Origin of the sequence: Mycobacterium seoulense (genome assembly GCF_010731595.1) — a bacterium.
Classification (GTDB): Bacteria; Actinomycetota; Actinomycetes; order Mycobacteriales; family Mycobacteriaceae; genus Mycobacterium; species Mycobacterium seoulense.
In genome coordinates this window covers 572,386-590,422 of record NZ_AP022582.1, presented here as the reverse complement: position 1 = coordinate 590,422, position 18,037 = coordinate 572,386, and the positions used below count along the sequence as shown (strand labels likewise).

Sequence of the window (18,037 nt, the reverse complement as noted above, 5' to 3'; positions counted from 1 at the left end):
GGTCCGCTAGTCCTCGGGGTCGCCGCCGTCGGCGTCGCTGCCGCCGCGGATCAACGCCAGCGTTCCGGCCAGCTCGTCGGGCTTGACCAGCACCTCGCGCGCCTTGGATCCCTCGCTGGGCCCGACGATGCCGCGGGTCTCCATCAGGTCCATCAGCCGGCCGGCCTTGGCGAAGCCGACGCGCAGCTTGCGCTGCAGCATCGAGGTGGAGCCGAACTGGCTGGACACCACCAGCTCGACGGCCTGCAAGAACACGTCCATGTCGTCACCGATGTCCGGGTCGACGTCGGTGCGTTCACCGGTGGGCTTGGCCGCGGTGACGCCCTCGGTGTACTCGGGCTCGGCCTGGTCCTTGCAGGCGTTGACGACGGCGTGGATCTCCTCGTCGGTGATGTAGGCGCCCTGCAGGCGCAGCGGCTTGCTCGCGCCCATCGGCAGGAACAGGCCGTCGCCCATGCCGATCAGCTTCTCCGCGCCGGCCTGGTCCAGGATCACCCGGCTGTCGGTGAGCGACGACGTGGCGAACGCCAGCCGGGACGGCACGTTGGTCTTGATGAGCCCGGTGACCACGTCCACCGACGGGCGCTGGGTGGCCAGCACCAGGTGGATCCCCGCCGCGCGGGCCTTCTGCGTGATCCGCACGATCGCGTCCTCGACGTCGCGGGGGGCGGTCATCATCAGGTCGGCCAGCTCGTCGACGATCGCCACGATGTACGGGTAGGGCCGGTATTCGCGCTGGCTGCCCAGCGGCGCGGTGATGGCCCCCGACAGCACCTTCTCGTTGAAGTCGTCGATGTGGCGCACCCGGGAGGCCTGCATGTCCTGGTAGCGCTGCTCCATCTCCTCGACCAGCCAGGCCAGCGCGGCGGCGGCCTTCTTGGGCTGGGTGATGATCGGGGTGATCAGGTGCGGGATGCCCTCGTACGGCGTCAGCTCCACCATCTTCGGGTCGATCAGGATCATCCTGACCTCCTCCGGGGTGGCCCGGGTCAGCAACGACACCAGCATGGAGTTGACGAAGCTGGACTTGCCGGACCCGGTCGAGCCCGCGACCAGCAGGTGCGGCATCTTGGCCAGGTTGGCCGAGATGAAGTCGCCCTCGATGTCCTTGCCCAGCCCGATCACCAGCGGGTGGTGGTCGCGGCGGGTGGACGGCGCGGTCAGCACGTCGGCCAGCCGCACCATTTCCCGGTCGGTGTTGGGCACCTCGATGCCCACGGCGGACTTGCCGGGGATCGGCGCCAGCATGCGCACGCTCTCGGTGGCCACCGCGTAGGCGATGTTCTTCTGCAGCGCGGTGATCTTCTCCACCTTCACGCCGGGGCCCAGCTCGACCTCGTAGCGGGTGACGGTCGGACCCCGGGTGCAGCCGGTGACGGCGGCGTCGACCTTGAACTGGGTGAGCACCTCGCCGATGGCCTCGGCCATGACGTTGTTGGCGGCGCTGCGCTTCTTGGGCGGGTCGCCCGCCACCAGCAGGCTCATCGACGGCAGGGTGTAGGGCCCCTCGACGACCCGGTCCAGCACCTCGGTCTTCTTCTTGTCACGACGGCGGCCCTTCCCGATGGCGGGCTCCGGCGTGGTGGGAATGTCGTCCTCGTTGTCCCGCAGGGCCGGGGCCGGGGCCGGGGCCGGGTCCGCCGCCGACCAGGCCTGCGGCCCGTTGTCGGGGACCGGCGGGCCCTGGTCGTAGTAGCCGTCGGAGAAGTCTTCGGCGGCAAGGGAATCCGCATCGTCGTGATCGCCGTAGTCGCCGTAGTCGTCGTAGTCGTAATCGTCGTCATCGCCGAGCAGCCGGGCGCCGAACATGTTGCGCACCGCGTCGGGCACCTCGCGGATGGTGGTCCCGGTCAGCAGCAGCAGGCCGAACATGAAGCCGATGAACAACAACGGCGCGGCGATCCAGGCCGTCAGCCCGTCCGACAGCGGGCCGCCGATGGCGAACCCGATGAATCCCGCCGCGCGCCGCCGCGCTTCGGGGTCTTCGGGCGAGCCGGACCACAGGTGGCGCAGGCCGAGCGCGGACAGGGCGATCAGGGTGGCGCCCAGGATCAGCCTGGGCCGCGCGTCGGGGTTGGGCTGGGTGCGCATCAGCGCGACCGCCACCGCGGCCGTGACGACGGGCAGCGCCAGGACGCCCGCCCCGATGAAGGTGCGCAACAACGTGTCGACCCACGCGCCGACCGGGCGGGCGGCGTTGAACCAGGAGCTCGCCGCGACCACGACGGACAGGCCGAGGAGCATCAGCGCGATCCCGTCGCGGCGGTGTCCCGGGTCGATGTCTCGGGCCCGCCCGATCGACCGGGCCGCGCCGCCGGTGCTGCGCGCGGCCATCAGCCAGGTGGCGCGCAGGGCGCGGCCGCCGGTCAGCCCGGCGGCCACCAGCAGCGAATGGTTGCGCCGCCTGGCGGGCCTGCCCGGCCGCTTGCGGGGTGCCGCCGGCCGCGCGCGCCCCGACCCGCTCCGCGAAGGGGCCTTTGACCTGCTCGTTCTGGCTTTGGAGCGGGCGGCGGTCTTGTTAGCCATGACGGCAAGGGTAGTCGCATCGACATCATCTACACCACCCGCCACACTGGTAACGGTTTGGGTTGTGAGCCATCTGGCGGCTTGGCGGGGATGTCGCGTGAGTAGGGTAGACAAGCGGTGATCTGGATAACAGAAGTCATGCGCGTCACCCACCCCGTATGCCCCCAGGAGGCCCCAGCATGCCCGTCGTCGTCGTCGCCACCATGACCGTCAAACCCGAGTCGGTCGACACCGTTCGTGACATCCTCACGCAGGCGGTGGAGGAAGTGCACAACGAACCGGGCTGCCAGTTGTACTCGCTGCACCAATCGGGCGAGACCTTCGTCTTCGTCGAGCAGTGGGCCGACGAAGAGGCGCTCAAGGCCCACAGCACCGCGCCGGCCATCGGCAAGATGTTCGGCGCGGCCGGCGAGCACCTGGCCGGGGCGCCGGACATCAAGATGCTGCAGCCGGTTGTCGCGGGCGACCCGGACAAGGGTCAGCTCCGGTCCTGATGACCCGGCCACTCGAAGGCAAGGTCGCGTTCATCACCGGCGCGGCGCGCGGGCAGGGACGCGCACACGCGGTGCGGCTCGCCGGCGACGGCGCGAACATCATCGCCGTCGACCTGTGCGATCAGATCGCCAGTGTCCCCTACCCCCTGGCCACCGAGGACGACCTGGCGGAGACCGTCAAGCTGGTCGAGGACACCGGCGCTCGGATCGTGGCCGCCCGTGGCGACGTGCGCGAGCGGGCGTCGCTGTCGGCCGCGCTGCAGCGGGGCCTGGACGAGTTCGGCCGGCTCGACATCGTCGTGGCCAACGCCGGCATCGCTCCGATGCAGTCCGGTGACGACGGCTGGCGCGACGTCATCGACGTCAACCTCACCGGCGTCTACAACACCATCAAGGCCGCCATCCCGACCATGGTCAAGCAGGGCACCGGGGGCTCGATCGTGCTGATCAGCTCGAGCGCCGGCCTGGCCGGCGTCGGCAGCCCGGACGCGGGTTCCGTCGGCTATGCCGCCGCCAAGCACGGCGTGGTGGGCTTGATGCGGGTATACGCCAACCTGCTTGCGACGCAGTATATTCGGGTCAACTCGATCCACCCGTCCGGAGTCGAAACCCCGATGATCAACAACGAGTTCACCCGGGAGTGGCTGGCCAAGATGGCCGCCGCGACCGACACCCCGGGAGCCATGGGCAACGCCATGCCGGTGGAGGTGCTGCAGGTCGAAGACGTCGCCAACGCGGTGGCGTGGCTGGTGTCCGACCAGGCCCGCTACATCACCGGCGTGACGTTGCCCGTCGATGCCGGTTTCCTGAACAAGTAGCCGCGCATGGCACGAAATCCCGCCGCGCAGACCGCCTTCGGACCGATGGTATTGGCGGCCGTCGAACACAACGAGCCGGCGGGCCGGCGGCTGGTGGACGACGACCTCGCCGAACTGTTCCTGCCTGCGCCGCTGCGCTGGCTCGTCGCGGCGACCCGCGTGGCGCCGGTGCGCCGCCTGATGATCCGCGGATCGGAGTGGACGGGCCGCGGTTTGTGGGCGAACCTGGCCTGCCGCAAGCGGTTCATCGGCGACAAGCTCACCGAGGCGCTCGACGGCATCGACGCGGTGGTCATCCTGGGCGCCGGGTTGGACACCCGCGCCTACCTGTTGACGCGGCAGGTCCGCGTCCCCGTCTTCGAGGTCGACCTGCCGGTCAACGTCGCCAGGAAGGTGCAGACGGTCCGGCGGGTGCTGGGCGGGCCACCGATGTCGGTGCGGCAGGTGGCGTTGGACCTCGAGCGCGACGACCTGCTCACCGCCCTGGCCGAGCACGGATATCACACCGACTACCGGACGTTCTTCATCTGCGAGGGCGTCACCCAATACCTGACGGAAGCCACCGTCCGCCGAACGTTGGAGGGGCTGCGCGCGGCCGCGCCGGGCAGCCGTTTGGTTTTCACCTACGTCCGGCGGGATTTCATCGACGGCACGAATCGCTACGGCACCCGCACGCTCTATCGCAGCGTCCGCCAGCGGCGGCAGCTGTGGCATTTCGGGCTACAGCCCGACGAGGTCGGCGCGTTCATCGGCGAATACGGTTGGCGGCTGCTGGAGCAGGCCGGTCCCGACGAACTCCTCCAGCGCTACGTCGAGCCCACCGGCCGCAAACTCACCGCCTCGCAACTGGAATGGTCGGCCTACGCGGAGAAGTTGTAGCGCCGGTTCAGACCTCGATGACCGTCGGCACGATCATCGGTTGCCGGCGGTACGTCTCGCCCACCCACTTGCCGACGGTGCGGCGCACGGCCTGGGCGATGCGGCCGGGGTCGGTGATGCTCTCGGCGGCCAGCAATTCCAGCTCCTCCTCGACGCGGCGCCCGGCGGGTTCCAGCGCCTTGGGATCTTCGGAGAACCCGCGCGAATACAGGTGCGGCGCGGTCACCGGACGCCCGGTGCCGCGCTGGACGACCACGGTCACCGCGACGAAACCCGACGACAGAATGAGCCGTTCCCCCAGCGTGATGTCGCCGACGTCGCCGTTGATCAGGCCGTCGACGAACATCTTGCCGACCGGTACCGCCCCGGCGATCGACGCCGTGCCGGCGACCAGGTCGACGCTGACGCCGTTCTCGGCCAACAGGATCGACTCCTCCGGCACCCCGGTGCTGGCCGCCAGCTTGGCGTTGGCGCGCAGCATCCGCCAGGTGCCGTGCACCGGCATGACGTTGCGCGGCCGCACGCCGTTGTAGAGGAACAACAGCTCGCCGGCATACGCGTGACCCGAAACATGCACGCGCGCTTGGGCGTTGGTGACGACGCGGGCCCCGATCCTGGCGAGCTCATCGATCACCCCGTAGACCGCCTCCTCGTTGCCGGGGATCAGCGACGACGCCAGCACGATCAGGTCCCCCGCGGTGAGGGTGATGCTGCGATGCTCGCCGCGCGACATCCGCGACAACGCCGACATGGGTTCGCCCTGGGTGCCGGTGGTGATCAGCACCACCCGCTCGGGCGGCATCATCTCGGCGGCGCCGATGTCGATCACGTCGGAGTCGGCCACCCGCAGAAATCCGAGTTCGCGGGCGATGCCCATGTTGCGCACCATCGACCGCCCGACGAACGACACCCGCCGGCCCAAAGCCACCGCCGCGTCGATGATCTGCTGCACGCGGTCGACGTTGGAGGCGAAGCACGCCACGATGACGCGGCCCTCGGCGCCCCGGATCAGCCGGTGCAGCGTCGGCCCCACTTCGCTCTCCGACGGCCCCACACCCGGGATCTCGGAGTTGGTGGAGTCGCACAGGAACAGGTCAACCCCGGCGTCACCCAGGCGCGACATGCCGGGCAGATCGGTGGGCCGGCCGTCGAGGGGAAGCTGGTCGAGCTTGATGTCGCCGGTGTGCAGCACGGTTCCCGCGCCGGTGTGCACGGCGATCGCCAGCGCGTCGGGGATGGAGTGGTTGACGGCGAAGTATTCGCACTCGAAGACGCCGTGCGTACTCCGCTGTCGCTCGCCGACCTCGACGAACACCGGCTTGAGCCGGTGCTCGCGGCATTTGGCGGCGACCAGCGCCAGGGTGAACTTCGACCCGACGACCGGAATGTCGGGCCGCAGCTTGAGCAGGAACGGGATGCCGCCGATGTGGTCCTCGTGCGCATGGGTCAGCACCAGCGCCTCGATGTCGTCGAGCCGGTCGGAGATATGGCGCAGGTCGGGCAGGATCAGGTCCACCCCGGGCTCGTCGTGGGTGGGGAACATCACCCCGCAGTCGATGATCAGCAGCCGGCCGAGATGCTCGAAAACCGTCATGTTGCGGCCGATTTCGCTGATGCCGCCCAGCGCGGTGACCCGCAACCCGCCAGTGGTCAAAGGACCGGGCGGGGCGAGGTCTACATCCACTTACGGGCCACCCTTTGGCTCACCGGAGCACCGACGCCGCGCGCATATCGGCGGCCAGCGCATCGATCTGCTCGGGCGTCGCCGGCATCTGCGGCAACCGGGGATCGCCAACCTCGATGCCCTGCAGGCGCAGACCCGCCTTGGACATCGTCACGCCGCCCAACCGGCTCATCGCGTCGCACAACGGCGCCACGGTGACATTGATCTTCCGCGCGGTGGCGATGTCGCCGGAAGCGAAGGCGGACAACATTTCTCGCAGCTGACCGGCGGCCAGATGAGAGATCACGCTGATGAAGCCGGTGGCGCCCATGGCCAGCCACGGCAGGTTCAGCGCGTCGTCACCGGAGTAGTAGGCCAGCCCGGTCTCGGCGATGATCTGGCCGCCGCTGTGCAGGTCGGCTTTGGCGTCCTTGATTCCCACGATGTTCGGGTGGGCGGCCAGCGCGCGGATGGTCTCGGTCTCGATGGGGATCACCGAGCGCGGCGGGATGTCGTAGAGCAGCACCGGCAACTCGGTGGCGTCGGCGACGGCGGTGAAGTGCGCGATCAGCCCGCTCTGCGGCGGCTTCGAGTAGTACGGGGTGACCACCAGCAGTCCATGCGCACCCTCGGCCGCGCAGGCCCGGGCCAGCCGGATGCTGTGCGCGGTGTCGTAGGTGCCCGCCCCGGCGATGACCCGGGCGCGGTCACCCACCGCCTCCAGCACGACGCGCAGCAGCTCGCGCTTCTCGTCGTCGGTGGTGGTGGGCGATTCGCCCGTGGTTCCGGAGACCACCAGGCCGTCACACCCGGCGTCTACCAGGTGGTTCGCCAGTTGTGCCGCCACGGTGGTGTCGAGCGAGCCGTCGGGAGCAAACGGTGTCACCATCGCGGTCAGTACGGTTCCCAACCGTGCCGGGGCGTCGAATCCGACGGTGCTCACGGTCTTCAGGTTACCTGGCGGCGGCAAGGTCTTTAGCAACGGCGCGGTGCCGGCCGGGGAACTCAGGCCTCGGTCGCCAGCGGGCTGGTGGCCACCTCGGTCCCGTCGGCCAGCGTCGAGATCTCGAAGTCGGCGAACACCGCGGGCGCGGCGCCGGCAAGCTGGCGCAGGCACTCGATGGCCAGCCGCCGGATCTCGACGTCGGCGTGCTCGCTGGCGCGCATGGCGATGAAGTGCCGCCAGGCCCGGTAGTTGCCCGTCACCACGATGCGGGTCTCGGTCGCGTTCGGCAGCACGGCGCGGGCGGCCTGACGCGCCTGCTTGCGGCGCAACACCGCATTGGGCTGGTCGGCGAATTTGGCCTCGAGCTTGGCCAGCAGCTCGGCGTAGGTCGCCCGGCTGGCATCGGCGGCCTCGGTGAGGATGCGCCGGAGTTCGGGGTCGTCCTCCATGCCCGGTGGCAGGACGACCCGCGAGTCGCCCTCGGGCACGTAGCGCTGCGACAGCTGCGAGTACGAGAAATGCCGGTGCCGGATCAGCTCGTGCGTGAGCGATCGGGAGATGCCGGTGATGTAAAACGACACGTTGGCGTGTTCGAGGACGGAAAAATGCCCCACGTCGATGATGTGCTTGATGTAGCCGGCGTTGGTCGCGGTCTTGGGATTGGGTTTGGACCAGCTCTGGTAGCAGGCGCGGCCGGCGAACTCGACCAGCGCCGCGCCACCGCCGGCGTCGGTGGTCCACGGGACGTCCGGCGGGGCCAGGAACTCGGTCTTGGCGATCAGTTGCACGCGTAGCGGCGCGGTCTCGGCCACGGCGCTCACCTTAACGTGGGGACCGTAGCGACAGCTCACCCGATATCAGCGGCGGCAGCAGCGCGTCGCGGAAGGCGGACAACCGCACGCTTTCGGTGCGGCGGGCGTGGCACAGCGCCCCCAGGCCGGTGATCGTTTGCCGGGCCGCCGCGGTCAGGCGCCGGACGTCCGGGACCGCAACCTCCATCAGGTCGCGCGGCGGGATCCGCTGATGGCTCCCGGACGTCCCGGCGACCCGACGCTGCAGCCGATCGGAGACATCTGGCTGCCGCACGGCCGCCCACAGGGCCGACGCGTCGACGCGCCTCGGCGTCAGGACGACGAACTCGCTGCTGGCCAAGGCCATTTCCGGCGGCAGGCTCACCACGTTCCAGATCCGCGGGATGCGGGGGTTGAGCTTCGCGAACAACACGCACGGCTCCGTCAGGAGAAGCTTGGCGCTCCTGATCGACTCGGCGGGCACGACGCGCGGGTTCGCCCCGTCGTCGAACGCCGGCAGGCTGAAGTGCGCGACCACGTCGTCGAATTCGGCCACGTTGACCGATGCCGTCGACCGGCCCGCCAGGCTGGACAGCGGCACGCGGTCGCGCACCGAGCCCGCGACGGCCACCATCAGGTTCTCGGCCGTCTCGATCACCCGCGCGTTGGCGGAGATCTTGTCGTCGAGGGCGCCGAGCAGCCCGGCGATCGCCGGGCGCTGCGGCGCGCCCACGCTGCGCACCGCGACGGCACGCAGGATCCGCTGGCTGAGCAGCGGCTGTCCCGATCCGGAGCGGTGATCGGCCAGCCGGCAGGTGTGCAGCGCGTAGTACCAGTACCGCGTCTCGCCAGGATCTTTGGCCCGGCACACCAATGCGTTCTCGGTGACCCAGACGTCGGAGGCGCAATACCGCAGGCTGCCGCACTGGGACCCGACGCGCCCGAGGACGATCAGCGGACCCGCCGCGTTGTGTTCGGCGGCGTAACCGATGGCCCCGTTGGCGCCGTAGACGCGGAACCCTGCGCCCGGCACCCCGGGCGGCGCGCTGCTCCCGGTGCCGAAGATCAGGTGGTCGCCCAGCGTGGTCGTCACCGCAGGCGCTCCAGGTGTTGGCGCACAACGCCTTCCAGCCGGGCGGATTCGTCGAGCGCCGCCAGCAGGTCGCCGCTGAGCCGGGCGATCTTCTCCTCGACCGGCTCGCCGTCGTCCTCGGCGGCGGGCGCCCCGACGTAACGGCCGGGCGTAAGCGTATAGCCGGCCGCGGCGACGTCGCCGAGCGACACCGATCCGCAGAAACCCGGAATATCCTGATAAGCAAGGCCTTTCGCGATGGCTGATGGTGATCTCCGCCACGCGTGATAGGTGTCGCCGATGCGGACGACTTCCTCGTGCGTCAGCGCGCGCTCGGCGCGGTTCACCAGGTGGCCGAGCCCGCGGGCGTCGATGAACAGCACCTGCCCGGACCGCTCGCCCTTGTCCGTGTCGAAGAACCACAGGCACACCGGAATCGATGTGCTACGGAACAGCTGCGCGGGCAGGGCGACCATGCACGACACCAGGTCGGCGTCGACGATACGCGCGCGGATGTCGCCTTCCCCGAGCGCATTCGACGACATCGATCCGTTGGCCATGACCACGCCGGCCTTTCCGCCCGGGGCCAGTTTGGACAGGATGTGCTGAATCCATGCGTAGTTGGCGTTGCCGGCGGGCGGTACGCCGAAACGCCAGCGCGGGTCGTGTTCGTCGCGGGCCCAGTCCTTGACGTTGAAGGGCGGGTTGGCCATCACGTAATCCATCTGCACGCCGGCGTGCCGGTCTTCGAGGAACGTGTCGCCCCAGCGCGCGCCCAGGCCGCTGTCGTCGATGCCGTGCACGGCGAGGTTCATCTTCGCCAGCCGCCAGGTCTGCTCGACGCTTTCCTGTCCGAAGATCGTGACGTTCGCGGGATCGCCGTCGTGTTCGGCGATGAACCGTTCGGTTTGCACGAACATCCCGCCCGAGCCGCAGCACGGGTCATAGACTCGCCCGCCGGCGGGTTCCAGCACCTCGACGATCACCCGGACCACGCTGGGCGGGGTGAAGAACTCGCCGCCGCGACGGCCCTCCGCGCGCGCGAAGTTGCCCAGGAAGTACTCGTACACCTCGCCCAGCAGGTCCCGGGCGCGGCCCCGTTCGCCGATCCGCGCGGTGTCGAGGAGGCGCAGCAACTCACCGAGCCTGCGCCGGTCGAGGTTTTCACACAGCCGTGGCAGCGACATCGCCTGCATCGCGTCGTCGACGAGGCGGCCGATGTCGGGCGATTCCGCGTTGTGCGTCAACGACTTCCATTGCGAGTCGCAGGCGTGCTTGAGGAACACCAGCCCGAGGATCACGTCCTTGTACTGGCTGGCCGACAGGGAGCCGCGCAGCTTGTTGGCCGCCTTCCAGAGCGTGTCTTCGAGGTCTTTGTCCGTGGCCCGCATCAGCCGACCGCCCGCAGGTCGGCCGCGAGGTCGCCCCGGGTCGCGACGCTGTAGCCGCCCAGGCCCAGCCACGACGCCATGGACTGCAGCTCACCGGCCAGCGCGGCGACCACCCGCGGCCGCGGGGTGTCAGCCTCGCCGAACGCGCCCAAGACGCGCAGCGTGTCGCCGTCCCGGTCCGCCTTGAGGTCGACCCGCGCGACCAGTTGCCCGTCCATCAGCAGCGGCCACACGTAGTAGCCGTATTGACGCTTGGCGGCCGGGGTGTAGATCTCGATGCGGTAATGAAACCCGAACAGCCGCTCCACCCGGGGGCGAAAGAAGATCAGCGGGTCGAACGGGCACAGCAACGCGGTGCCGCGGTCGGAGCGCGGCACCGGCCTGCCGGTGCGCAGATAGGCCGGCGCGGGCCAGCCGTCCACCTCGACCCGCTCGATCTCGCCCGCCGCCACCAGGTCGGCCACGGCCGGCTTGACCTGTTGGGCCGAGAGCCGGAAGTAGTCGCGGATGTCGGCCTCGGTCGCCACCCCCAGCGCGGTGGCGGCGCGCAGCGCGAGTTCCCGGACGGCCTCGGCATCGTCGACCTCGCGGGCCAGCACGCTCGCCGGGAGCACCCGCTCCACCAGGTCGTAGTGGCGGGCAAAGCCCACCCGGGTGGCCGTGGTGAGCACGCCGGCCGCGAACAGCGCCTCGGCGACCCACTTGGTGTCGCTGCGGTTCCACCAGGTGCCCCTTTTCCTGCGCGGTTCGGCGGCCAGGTGCGCTTCGATCTGCCCGGCGGTGCTGGGGCCCAGCTCGGCGACGGCGGCGACGATGCCCTCGGCGAGCCGGGGGTTGGCCTTGACGATGTGGGTGCCCCAGCGACCGTGCCGGTACTGGCGCATCCGCCAGCGCAGCAGCGGCCAGTCGTCGACGGCCATCAGCGCCGCCTCGTGCGCCCAGTACTCGGCCAGCAGCCGCGACGAACGCGGGCCCCAGGCCGCACGGTCCAGCACGTCGCGGTCGTACGGGCCGAGCCGGCTGAACACCGGCGCGTAGTGGGCGCGCACCGCGACCGACACCGAATCGAGTTGCAGCACTTGGATTCTCGAGATCAGCCGCTTCAGGTGGGCGCGGGTGATCGAACCGGCCGGCCGCGGCTCGCTAAAGCCTTGGGCCGCAACGGCGATCCGCCGGGCTTGCGCGGCCGACAGCCTGGGGATCCGGATCGACACGGCGCCGAGAATACCGCCCGGGTACGACAGCGCTCGGCGGCGACGCGGCTAGCCCGCGCTGACTTTCCCCTCCAGCGGCACCACGACGCTCGGCTCCGGCGAGTTCTTCTGTTCCTGGTAGGCCGCTTCGAGGGCGGCCGGGACGGCTTCCAGGTCGCGGTACACGCCCATCAGCTGCTCGAGGACACTGATCCGCTGCTGGATCGCCTCGTCCGCCGCGCGCCGGGCCTGCTCACGATAGTGATCGGCCTCCCGCTGGGCGTCCCGCCACGCCTTGTCGATCGCCGCTTCGGTTTCGGCTCGCATGCCGGCCAGTTCGGCCTCGAGCTGTTTCTTGGTTTCCTCGTAATCGGTTTCCATGGCTTGTCGTTGGGCGGCCATCTCCGCCAACTCCTCTTCGTGCTTTCGCTGCGCGGCCTCCACCTCCGCCTGGGCGGCCGCGATCAGCGCGTCCGCCTCGCTGCGCGCCTCCGCCTGCATCTCGGCGACCTCGTCGACCGCGCGGTTGAGCATCTGCGCCATCCGGCGCTGCATCGCGTGGGGTGAGGGCGAGGTGTCGGTGAGGACGGCGACCTCCTTGCGCAGCGCGGCCGTCTGGTCGCCCGCCTCCTTCAGCCGGTTCCGCAGGCTCTCGACGTCGTCGAGCAGCAACCGCTGCTTGGTGGTCAGCATCTCGATGTGGGCATCGACCGCGGACGGGTCGTAGCCCCTGAACATGCGGTTGAACGTCTTCGTGGGTTCGGTTGTCACTGCCATTTCCCCCTTCTGGCAACGCGTGGTGACCTGGTGAGACCGACCCCGCGTCCGAGTATGTCACGGGCGCGGAGACCGAGGACTACGCCCGACGGTAGCTGTGCAGCCGGTACCGCAGCCCCGTGCGGCTGACCTGCCACTCCCCCGTCTCGCCCAGCCAACTGTCGTCGAGCACCGGCGCCAGCGCGTCGTCGTCGTCGCGCCGCAGGTCGACTTCGACCTCGGTGACCTCGCACCGGGTGGCGCGCGGCAGCGCGAGCAGGTAGACCTGCTCGCCGCCGATCACCCAGGTCTCGGGCTCGTCCCCGGAACCGGCAAGGGCCGCGTCGAGCGACTCGACGACCTGCGCCCCGTCGGCCGCGAAGTCGCTCCGACGCGAGAGTACGACATTCCTGCGGCCGGGTAGCGGCCGGACCTTCGCCGGCAGCGACTCCCACGTGCGCCGGCCCATGACCACGGTGTGGCCGATGGTCAGCTCCTTGAAGCGGGCCAGGTCCTCGGGCACTCGCCACGGGATGTCACCACCACGGCCGATGATGCCGGACGTCGACTGAGCCCAGACCAGACCGAGGTCGGTCATACAGCGACGGGGGCTTTGATCGCCGGGTGCGGGTCGTAATTCTTCACCACGATGTCGTCGTAGGTGTAGTCGAAGATCGAATCCCGCTGCGCCAGTGCCAGTTCCGGGTAGGGCCGTGGCTCGCGGCTGAGCTGGGTGCGCACCTGCTCGACGTGGTTGTCGTAGATGTGGCAGTCGCCGCCCGTCCAGACGAACTCACCGACCGCCAGACCGGCCTGGGCGGCCATCATGTGGGTGAGCAGCGCGTAGCTGGCGATGTTGAACGGCACCCCGAGGAACAGGTCGGCGCTGCGCTGATACAGCTGGCAGCTCAGCCGCCCGTCGGCCACGTAGAACTGGAAGAACGCGTGGCACGGCGGCAGCGCCATCTGCGGGATCTCCCCGACGTTCCACGCCGAAACGATGATGCGCCGGGAGTTCGGGTCGGTGCGCAGCAAGTCCAGCGCCGCACTGATCTGGTCGACGTGTTCGCCCGTCGGCGTCGGCCAGGATCGCCACTGCACACCGTAGATCGGTCCGAGATCGCCTGTGTCACTTGCCCATTCGTCCCAGATGGTGACACCGTGCTCGTGCAGCCAGGCGACGTTGGAGTCGCCGCGCAAGAACCACAGCAACTCGTAGACGACCGACTTCAGATGCACCTTCTTGGTGGTGATCAGCGGGAAGCCGGCCGACAGGTCGTAGCGCAACTGCTGGCCGAACAGACTGCGGGTGCCGGTGCCGGTGCGGTCGGATTTGGCCGTGCCCCGCTCGAGCACCAGGCGCAGCAGGTCCTCGTAGGGCGTCGAAATCGGCACTGCGATCGGCACGCGGCCAGCTTAGCGGCGATCGCAAGCGCGGCGAAGCCGGGCGCGGCGGGTCGCCGCCCAAAATATTCAGCGGCGATCGCAAGCGCGGCGAAGCCGGGCGCGGCGGGTCGACGCCCAAAATATTCAGCGGCGATCGCAAGCGCGGCGAAGCCGGGCGCGGCGGGTCGACGCCAATAAATCCCGCTCTGGGCGCACAGAGTAGAACGGGTGCCATGCCGAACATCATCGACACCATCACCACCGCAGACGGAACCTGCACCGTCCACTTGTTCACCCCCGACGGTCCGCAAGCCCAGGTCCCGTGGCCCGGCGTGGTCATGTACCCCGACGCCGGCGGGGTGCGCGACACGTTCGAGAACATGGCGGCCAAGTTGGCCGGATACGGCTACACCGTGCTGCTTCCCGACGTGTACTACCGCAGCGGCGATTGGGCGCCGTTCGACATGGCCACCGTGTTCGGTGACGAGCGGGAACGCAAGCGGCTGTTCGGCATGATCGGCAGCGTCACGCCGGACAAGATGGCCAGCGACGCCGCCGCGTTCTTCGACTACCTGGCGGCCCGCCCCGAGGTCTGCGGGGATCGTTTCGGCGTGTGCGGCTACTGCATGGGCGGGCGCACGTCGCTGATCGTCGCCGGCCGGGTGCCCGAGCGCGTCGCCGCCGCGGCGTCGTTCCACGGCGGCGGCCTGGTGACCGACACCGCGGACAGCCCACACCTGCTCGCCGACCGGATGAGCGCCACGGTGTACGTGGGTGGCGCCAAGGACGACGCGTCCTTCACGCGCGACCACGCCGAGCAGCTCGAAAAGGCGCTGACGGCGGCCGGCGTGCGCCACACCATCGAGTGGTATCCGGCGGGCCACGGGTTCGCGGTTCCGGACAATGCGCCGTACGATCCGGCAGCGGCCGAACGGCACTGGCAGGCCATGAGCGAGGTCTTCGCTTCCGCGTTACCGCGCTAACCCGCTCTGCGGCAGCGGTCTCGCCGCAACGGGCCGACCGCGGAGCTGAGAAGCAATGCGCACCTAATTCGGCGGCAGGTCCACCAGTTCGGCCAGCCGGGCGCGGTGACGGTAGGCGGTGCCGAAGATCAACTGGTCGCTCTTGGCCCGCTTGAGGTACAGGTGCGCGGGATACTCCCACGTCATGCCGATGCCGCCGTGCAGCTGTACGCACTCCTCGGCCGCGTGCACGGCGGTGCCGCTGCAATACGCCTGGGCCAGGGCCGCCGCGACGGTCGAGTCCACGTCGTCGCGGGCGCAGGTGTCGGCGGCGTAGCGGGCGGCCGCCGTCGCGGCGCCGACCTCGAACCACAGGTCGGCCAGCCGGTGTTTGATCGCCTGGTAGGAGCCGATCGCGCGGCCGAATTGCTTGCGCTGCTTGGCGTAATCGAGCGTGGTCTCGAAACACCACTGGGCGACGCCGAGTTGCTCGGAGGCGAGCAGGGCGGCCCCGGTGCGCAGCGCCTCGCCGACCGGTCCGTCCGCCGGCCCGACGTATGCCGATTCCGCACCCGAAAACCTGACGTCGGCAAGGGGTCTCGTCATGTCCAGCGCCAGCAGCGGCGACACCTCCACACCGGCCGCGGTGCGCGGCACGGTGTGCAGCTCGAGTCCGTCCGGGCCGGCGACCGGCACCACCAGCACGTCGGCCTCGGCGGCACCGGCGACGCTGGTGACCGATCCGCTCAGCCCGTCGGCGCCGCGGGTCACCGCCGCGACCGGATCGCCGGGCGCGGTCGGCAGCGCCACCGCCAACGCGGCGGTCAGTTCGCCGCGGGCCAGCGCGGACACGGTCTCGGTGTCGCCGGCACGCAGTAGCGCGACCGTGGCAAGCACCGCGCTGGACAGGAACGGCACCGGCGCGACGGCCCGGCCGATCTCCTCCATGACGACCGCGGCCTCGCGCGCGCTTGCGCCCGCTCCGCCGAGGGATTCGGGAACCAGCAGCCCGGCCACTCCCAGCTCGCCGGCCAGGGTCCGCCAAACGCCCGAAAAGTCCCGTGGTTCGGGGTCATAGGCGTGTGCCACCGATTCGGGCGGGCAGCGGTCGGCGAACAGATGCCGGACGCTGTCCCGCAGCGCCTCCTCGGTGTCGGAGTAGAGCAGGTCGCTCACCGGTTCAGGTCCTTCCACGCGACGTCTTTGTCGACGCGATGCTCACCCGGCAGGCCCAGGATCCGCTCGGAGATGGTGTTGCGCAGGATCTCCGAGGTGCCACCCTCGATGGAATTGCCGCGGGCGCGTAGGTAGCGATAGCCGGGCTCGCGTCCGATCAGATCGACGACTTCGGTCCGGCGCATGGTCCAGTCGTCGTAGCGCAGCCCCGACTCGGCGTGCAGCTCGATGTCGAACCCCGAGATGGCTTGCGCGAGGCGGGCGAAGGCCACTTTCATGCCCGCGCCTTCCGGGCCGGGCTGACCGGCCTGGGCCTGCTGGCGCAGCCGCTCACCGGCCAGCCGAAGGACCTCGGCGTCGACCCACAGTTTCATCAGCTCGTCGTGCATCGCCGGGTCGCGCAGCCGCGGCTCGTCCCGCCACGCCTTGGTGACCTTGCCGATGATTCCGCCCTCGCGCGGAGTTCCGGCGCGGGTGCCGATGGCGACGCGCTCGTTGTTGAGCGTGGTGGTCGCGACCCGCCAGCCGCCGCCGACCGGGCCGAGCCGGTTCGCGTCGGGCACCCGCACGTCGGTGAGGAACACCTCGTTGAATTCGGCCTCGCCGGTGATCTGACGCAGGGGGCGCACGTCGACGCCCGGCTGCGTCATGTCGCACAGGAAGTACGTCAGGCCAAAGTGTTTGGGCACCGTCGGGTCGGTGCGGGCGACCAGGATGGCCATCTGCGCGTGCTGGGCCATCGAGGTCCACACCTTCTGCCCGTTGACGATCCAGTCGTCGCCGTCGCGCACCGCGCGGGTGGCCAGCCCGGCCAGGTCGGAGCCCGCGCCGGGCTCGCTGAACAACTGGCAATAGACCTGCTCACCGGTGAACAAGGGGCGCAAGAACTTTCGCTTCTGTTCGTCGGTCCCGAAGGCCGCGATGGTGGGGGCCGCCATCCCCATTCCGATGAAATTCTTGGCGGTGCCGCCCACGGGCGCCCCCGCGGCGGCCAGCTTTGCGTCGACGAGTTCCTGGGCCTTGCGCGGCAGGCCCAGCCCGCCGAAGCCCTGCGGCAGGTACACCCAGGCCAGGCCCGCGTCGTACTGGGCGCCGAGGAATTCCCGCGGCTCGGTGGTGGCGGGGTCGTGGTCGTCCAGCAGCGCCTGCACCCGCGCCTCGAGGCCGGCCGCCAGATCGTCGGAGCTCACGGCTAGCCCTGCGGTCGAGTCTGGAAGCCCTGGGCGGCACCGAGCAGCAGGCCGCCGTCGATGACCATCGTCTCGCCGGTGATCCAGCTCGCGGCGTCGGAAACCAGGAAGGCCACGGCGCCGGCCACGTCGGCGGGCTCCCCGATGCGACCGAGCGCGATCGAGGCCGCGAGCGGATCCTCGTGGTCCTTCCACAGCGCCTCGGCCAGCCGGGTGCGCACCACGCCGGGGGCGATGGCGTTGACGCGGACGCGGGGCGAGAGCTCGAGCGCCAGCTGCTTGGTGACGTGGATCAGCGCGGCCTTGGTGGCGTTGTACATCCCCATGGCCGGTGACTGGTGCAGGCCGCCGATGGAGGCGGTGTTGACGATCGCGCCGCCGTGTTCGCCCATCCACGCCTTGACGACGAGCGAGGTCCACAGCAGCGGGGCCCACAAGTTGACGTCGAAGATCTTGGTGAATCGGGCGTGGTCCTGGTCGATCAGCGGACCGTAGGCGGGGTTGGTGCCCGCGTTGTTGATCAGGATGTCGGCGCTGCCGAAACGCTCCAGCGTGAGGTCCACGCACCGCCGGGCGGCGTCCTCGTCGACCGCGTGCGCGCCGACGCCGAGGGCGTTGCCGTCGACCTGGGCGGCGGCCTCGTCGGCGGCCTCCTGCTTGCGCGCGGTGAGCACCACGTTGGCCCCGGCGCCCGCCAGCTGCTGGGCGATCGCGAGCCCGATCCCGCGCGAGGCGCCGGTGACGATCGCGGTTCGGCCGGTCAGATCCAGTGAGGTCATCGTGATGCGCCTTCC

General features: G+C 70.0%; 17 protein-coding genes. 4 read left to right on the top strand and 13 right to left on the bottom strand.

Going from position 1 to position 18,037, the window contains the following annotated elements; translation table 11 throughout:
- Nucleotides 1-6: 6 nt before the first annotated feature.
- On the bottom strand, nt 7-2,526 hold the full coding sequence (locus tag G6N37_RS02910) for an FtsK/SpoIIIE family DNA translocase (RefSeq protein ID WP_163675658.1): 2,520 nt from the start codon (nt 2,524-2,526) through the stop codon (nt 7-9).
- 179 nt (nt 2,527-2,705) lie between these two features.
- Between G6N37_RS02910 and G6N37_RS02905 the strand changes: the two genes are divergently transcribed.
- Genes G6N37_RS02905 through G6N37_RS02895 form a run of 3 tightly spaced genes read left to right on the top strand, consistent with a single transcriptional unit; the run spans nt 2,706 to nt 4,717 of the window.
- Nucleotides 2,706-3,020: a putative quinol monooxygenase gene (locus G6N37_RS02905; protein WP_083173903.1), complete on the top strand. Its 315-nt coding sequence runs from the start codon at nt 2,706-2,708 to the stop codon at nt 3,018-3,020.
- Nucleotides 3,017-3,838 carry a mycofactocin-coupled SDR family oxidoreductase gene (locus G6N37_RS02900; protein ID WP_163684519.1) on the top strand — a complete coding sequence of 274 codons (822 nt, stop codon included), beginning with the start codon at nt 3,017-3,019 and terminating at the stop codon, nt 3,836-3,838. The genes G6N37_RS02905 and G6N37_RS02900 overlap by 4 nt, the downstream gene beginning before the upstream one ends.
- Before the next feature lie 6 nt (nt 3,839-3,844).
- Nucleotides 3,845-4,717, top strand: a complete 873-nt coding sequence (locus tag G6N37_RS02895; RefSeq protein WP_163675654.1) for an SAM-dependent methyltransferase — start codon at nt 3,845-3,847, stop codon at nt 4,715-4,717.
- Between the two features lie 7 nt (nt 4,718-4,724).
- Here the strand turns inward: G6N37_RS02895 and G6N37_RS02890 are convergent, their stop codons facing one another.
- The 9 genes from G6N37_RS02890 to G6N37_RS02850 form a co-directional block, all read right to left on the bottom strand.
- The gene (locus G6N37_RS02890; RefSeq protein ID WP_163675650.1) at nt 4,725-6,401 is read right to left on the bottom strand and encodes a ribonuclease J; all 1,677 of its coding nucleotides are present in this window, start codon (nt 6,399-6,401) and stop codon (nt 4,725-4,727) included.
- Between the two features lie 19 nt (nt 6,402-6,420).
- A complete protein-coding gene (gene dapA, locus G6N37_RS02885; protein WP_163675648.1) occupies nt 6,421-7,323 on the bottom strand; it encodes a 4-hydroxy-tetrahydrodipicolinate synthase in 903 nt (300 codons plus the stop codon).
- Between the two features lie 62 nt (nt 7,324-7,385).
- Nucleotides 7,386-8,138, bottom strand: a complete 753-nt coding sequence (gene thyX, locus G6N37_RS02880; RefSeq protein WP_163675647.1) for an FAD-dependent thymidylate synthase — start codon at nt 8,136-8,138, stop codon at nt 7,386-7,388.
- A 10-nt stretch (nt 8,139-8,148) separates the two neighbouring features.
- Nucleotides 8,149-9,210 carry a restriction endonuclease subunit S gene (locus G6N37_RS02875; protein ID WP_163675645.1) on the bottom strand — a complete coding sequence of 354 codons (1,062 nt, stop codon included), beginning with the start codon at nt 9,208-9,210 and terminating at the stop codon, nt 8,149-8,151.
- Nucleotides 9,207-10,580: a class I SAM-dependent DNA methyltransferase gene (locus G6N37_RS02870; RefSeq protein ID WP_163675643.1), complete on the bottom strand. Its 1,374-nt coding sequence runs from the start codon at nt 10,578-10,580 to the stop codon at nt 9,207-9,209. Before G6N37_RS02870 ends, G6N37_RS02875 begins: the two co-directional genes overlap by 4 nt.
- A complete protein-coding gene (locus G6N37_RS02865; protein ID WP_174813903.1) occupies nt 10,580-11,824 on the bottom strand; it encodes a winged helix-turn-helix domain-containing protein in 1,245 nt (414 codons plus the stop codon). The genes G6N37_RS02870 and G6N37_RS02865 overlap by 1 nt, the downstream gene beginning before the upstream one ends.
- Before the next feature lie 18 nt (nt 11,825-11,842).
- Nucleotides 11,843-12,544, bottom strand: a complete 702-nt coding sequence (locus G6N37_RS02860) for a DivIVA domain-containing protein (protein WP_163675641.1) — start codon at nt 12,542-12,544, stop codon at nt 11,843-11,845.
- Between the two features lie 85 nt (nt 12,545-12,629).
- Nucleotides 12,630-13,127: a dihydrofolate reductase gene (locus tag G6N37_RS02855; RefSeq protein WP_163675639.1), complete on the bottom strand. Its 498-nt coding sequence runs from the start codon at nt 13,125-13,127 to the stop codon at nt 12,630-12,632.
- Nucleotides 13,124-13,924 (bottom strand): thymidylate synthase, encoded by an 801-nt coding sequence (locus tag G6N37_RS02850; protein ID WP_163684514.1) that lies wholly within the window; start codon nt 13,922-13,924, stop codon nt 13,124-13,126. The genes G6N37_RS02855 and G6N37_RS02850 overlap by 4 nt, the downstream gene beginning before the upstream one ends.
- A gap of 224 nt (nt 13,925-14,148) precedes the next feature.
- Here G6N37_RS02850 and G6N37_RS02840 point away from each other — a divergent pair, with 224 nt between their 5' ends.
- Entirely contained in the window at nt 14,149-14,898 is a 750-nt protein-coding gene (locus tag G6N37_RS02840) for a dienelactone hydrolase family protein (RefSeq protein ID WP_163675637.1), read from the top strand.
- A gap of 63 nt (nt 14,899-14,961) precedes the next feature.
- Here G6N37_RS02840 and G6N37_RS02835 read toward each other — a convergent pair whose 3' ends face one another.
- The 3 genes from G6N37_RS02835 to G6N37_RS02825 are packed head-to-tail and all read right to left on the bottom strand — an operon-like array spanning nt 14,962 to nt 18,022.
- Nucleotides 14,962-16,053, bottom strand: coding sequence for an acyl-CoA dehydrogenase family protein (locus tag G6N37_RS02835; RefSeq protein ID WP_163675634.1), 1,092 nt, complete (start codon nt 16,051-16,053; stop codon nt 14,962-14,964).
- Nucleotides 16,050-17,243, bottom strand: coding sequence for an acyl-CoA dehydrogenase family protein (locus G6N37_RS02830; protein WP_163675629.1), 1,194 nt, complete (start codon nt 17,241-17,243; stop codon nt 16,050-16,052). The genes G6N37_RS02835 and G6N37_RS02830 overlap by 4 nt, the downstream gene beginning before the upstream one ends.
- 2 nt (nt 17,244-17,245) lie before the next feature.
- A complete protein-coding gene (locus tag G6N37_RS02825; RefSeq protein ID WP_163675626.1) occupies nt 17,246-18,022 on the bottom strand; it encodes an SDR family oxidoreductase in 777 nt (258 codons plus the stop codon).
- Nucleotides 18,023-18,037: the final 15 nt, after the last annotated feature.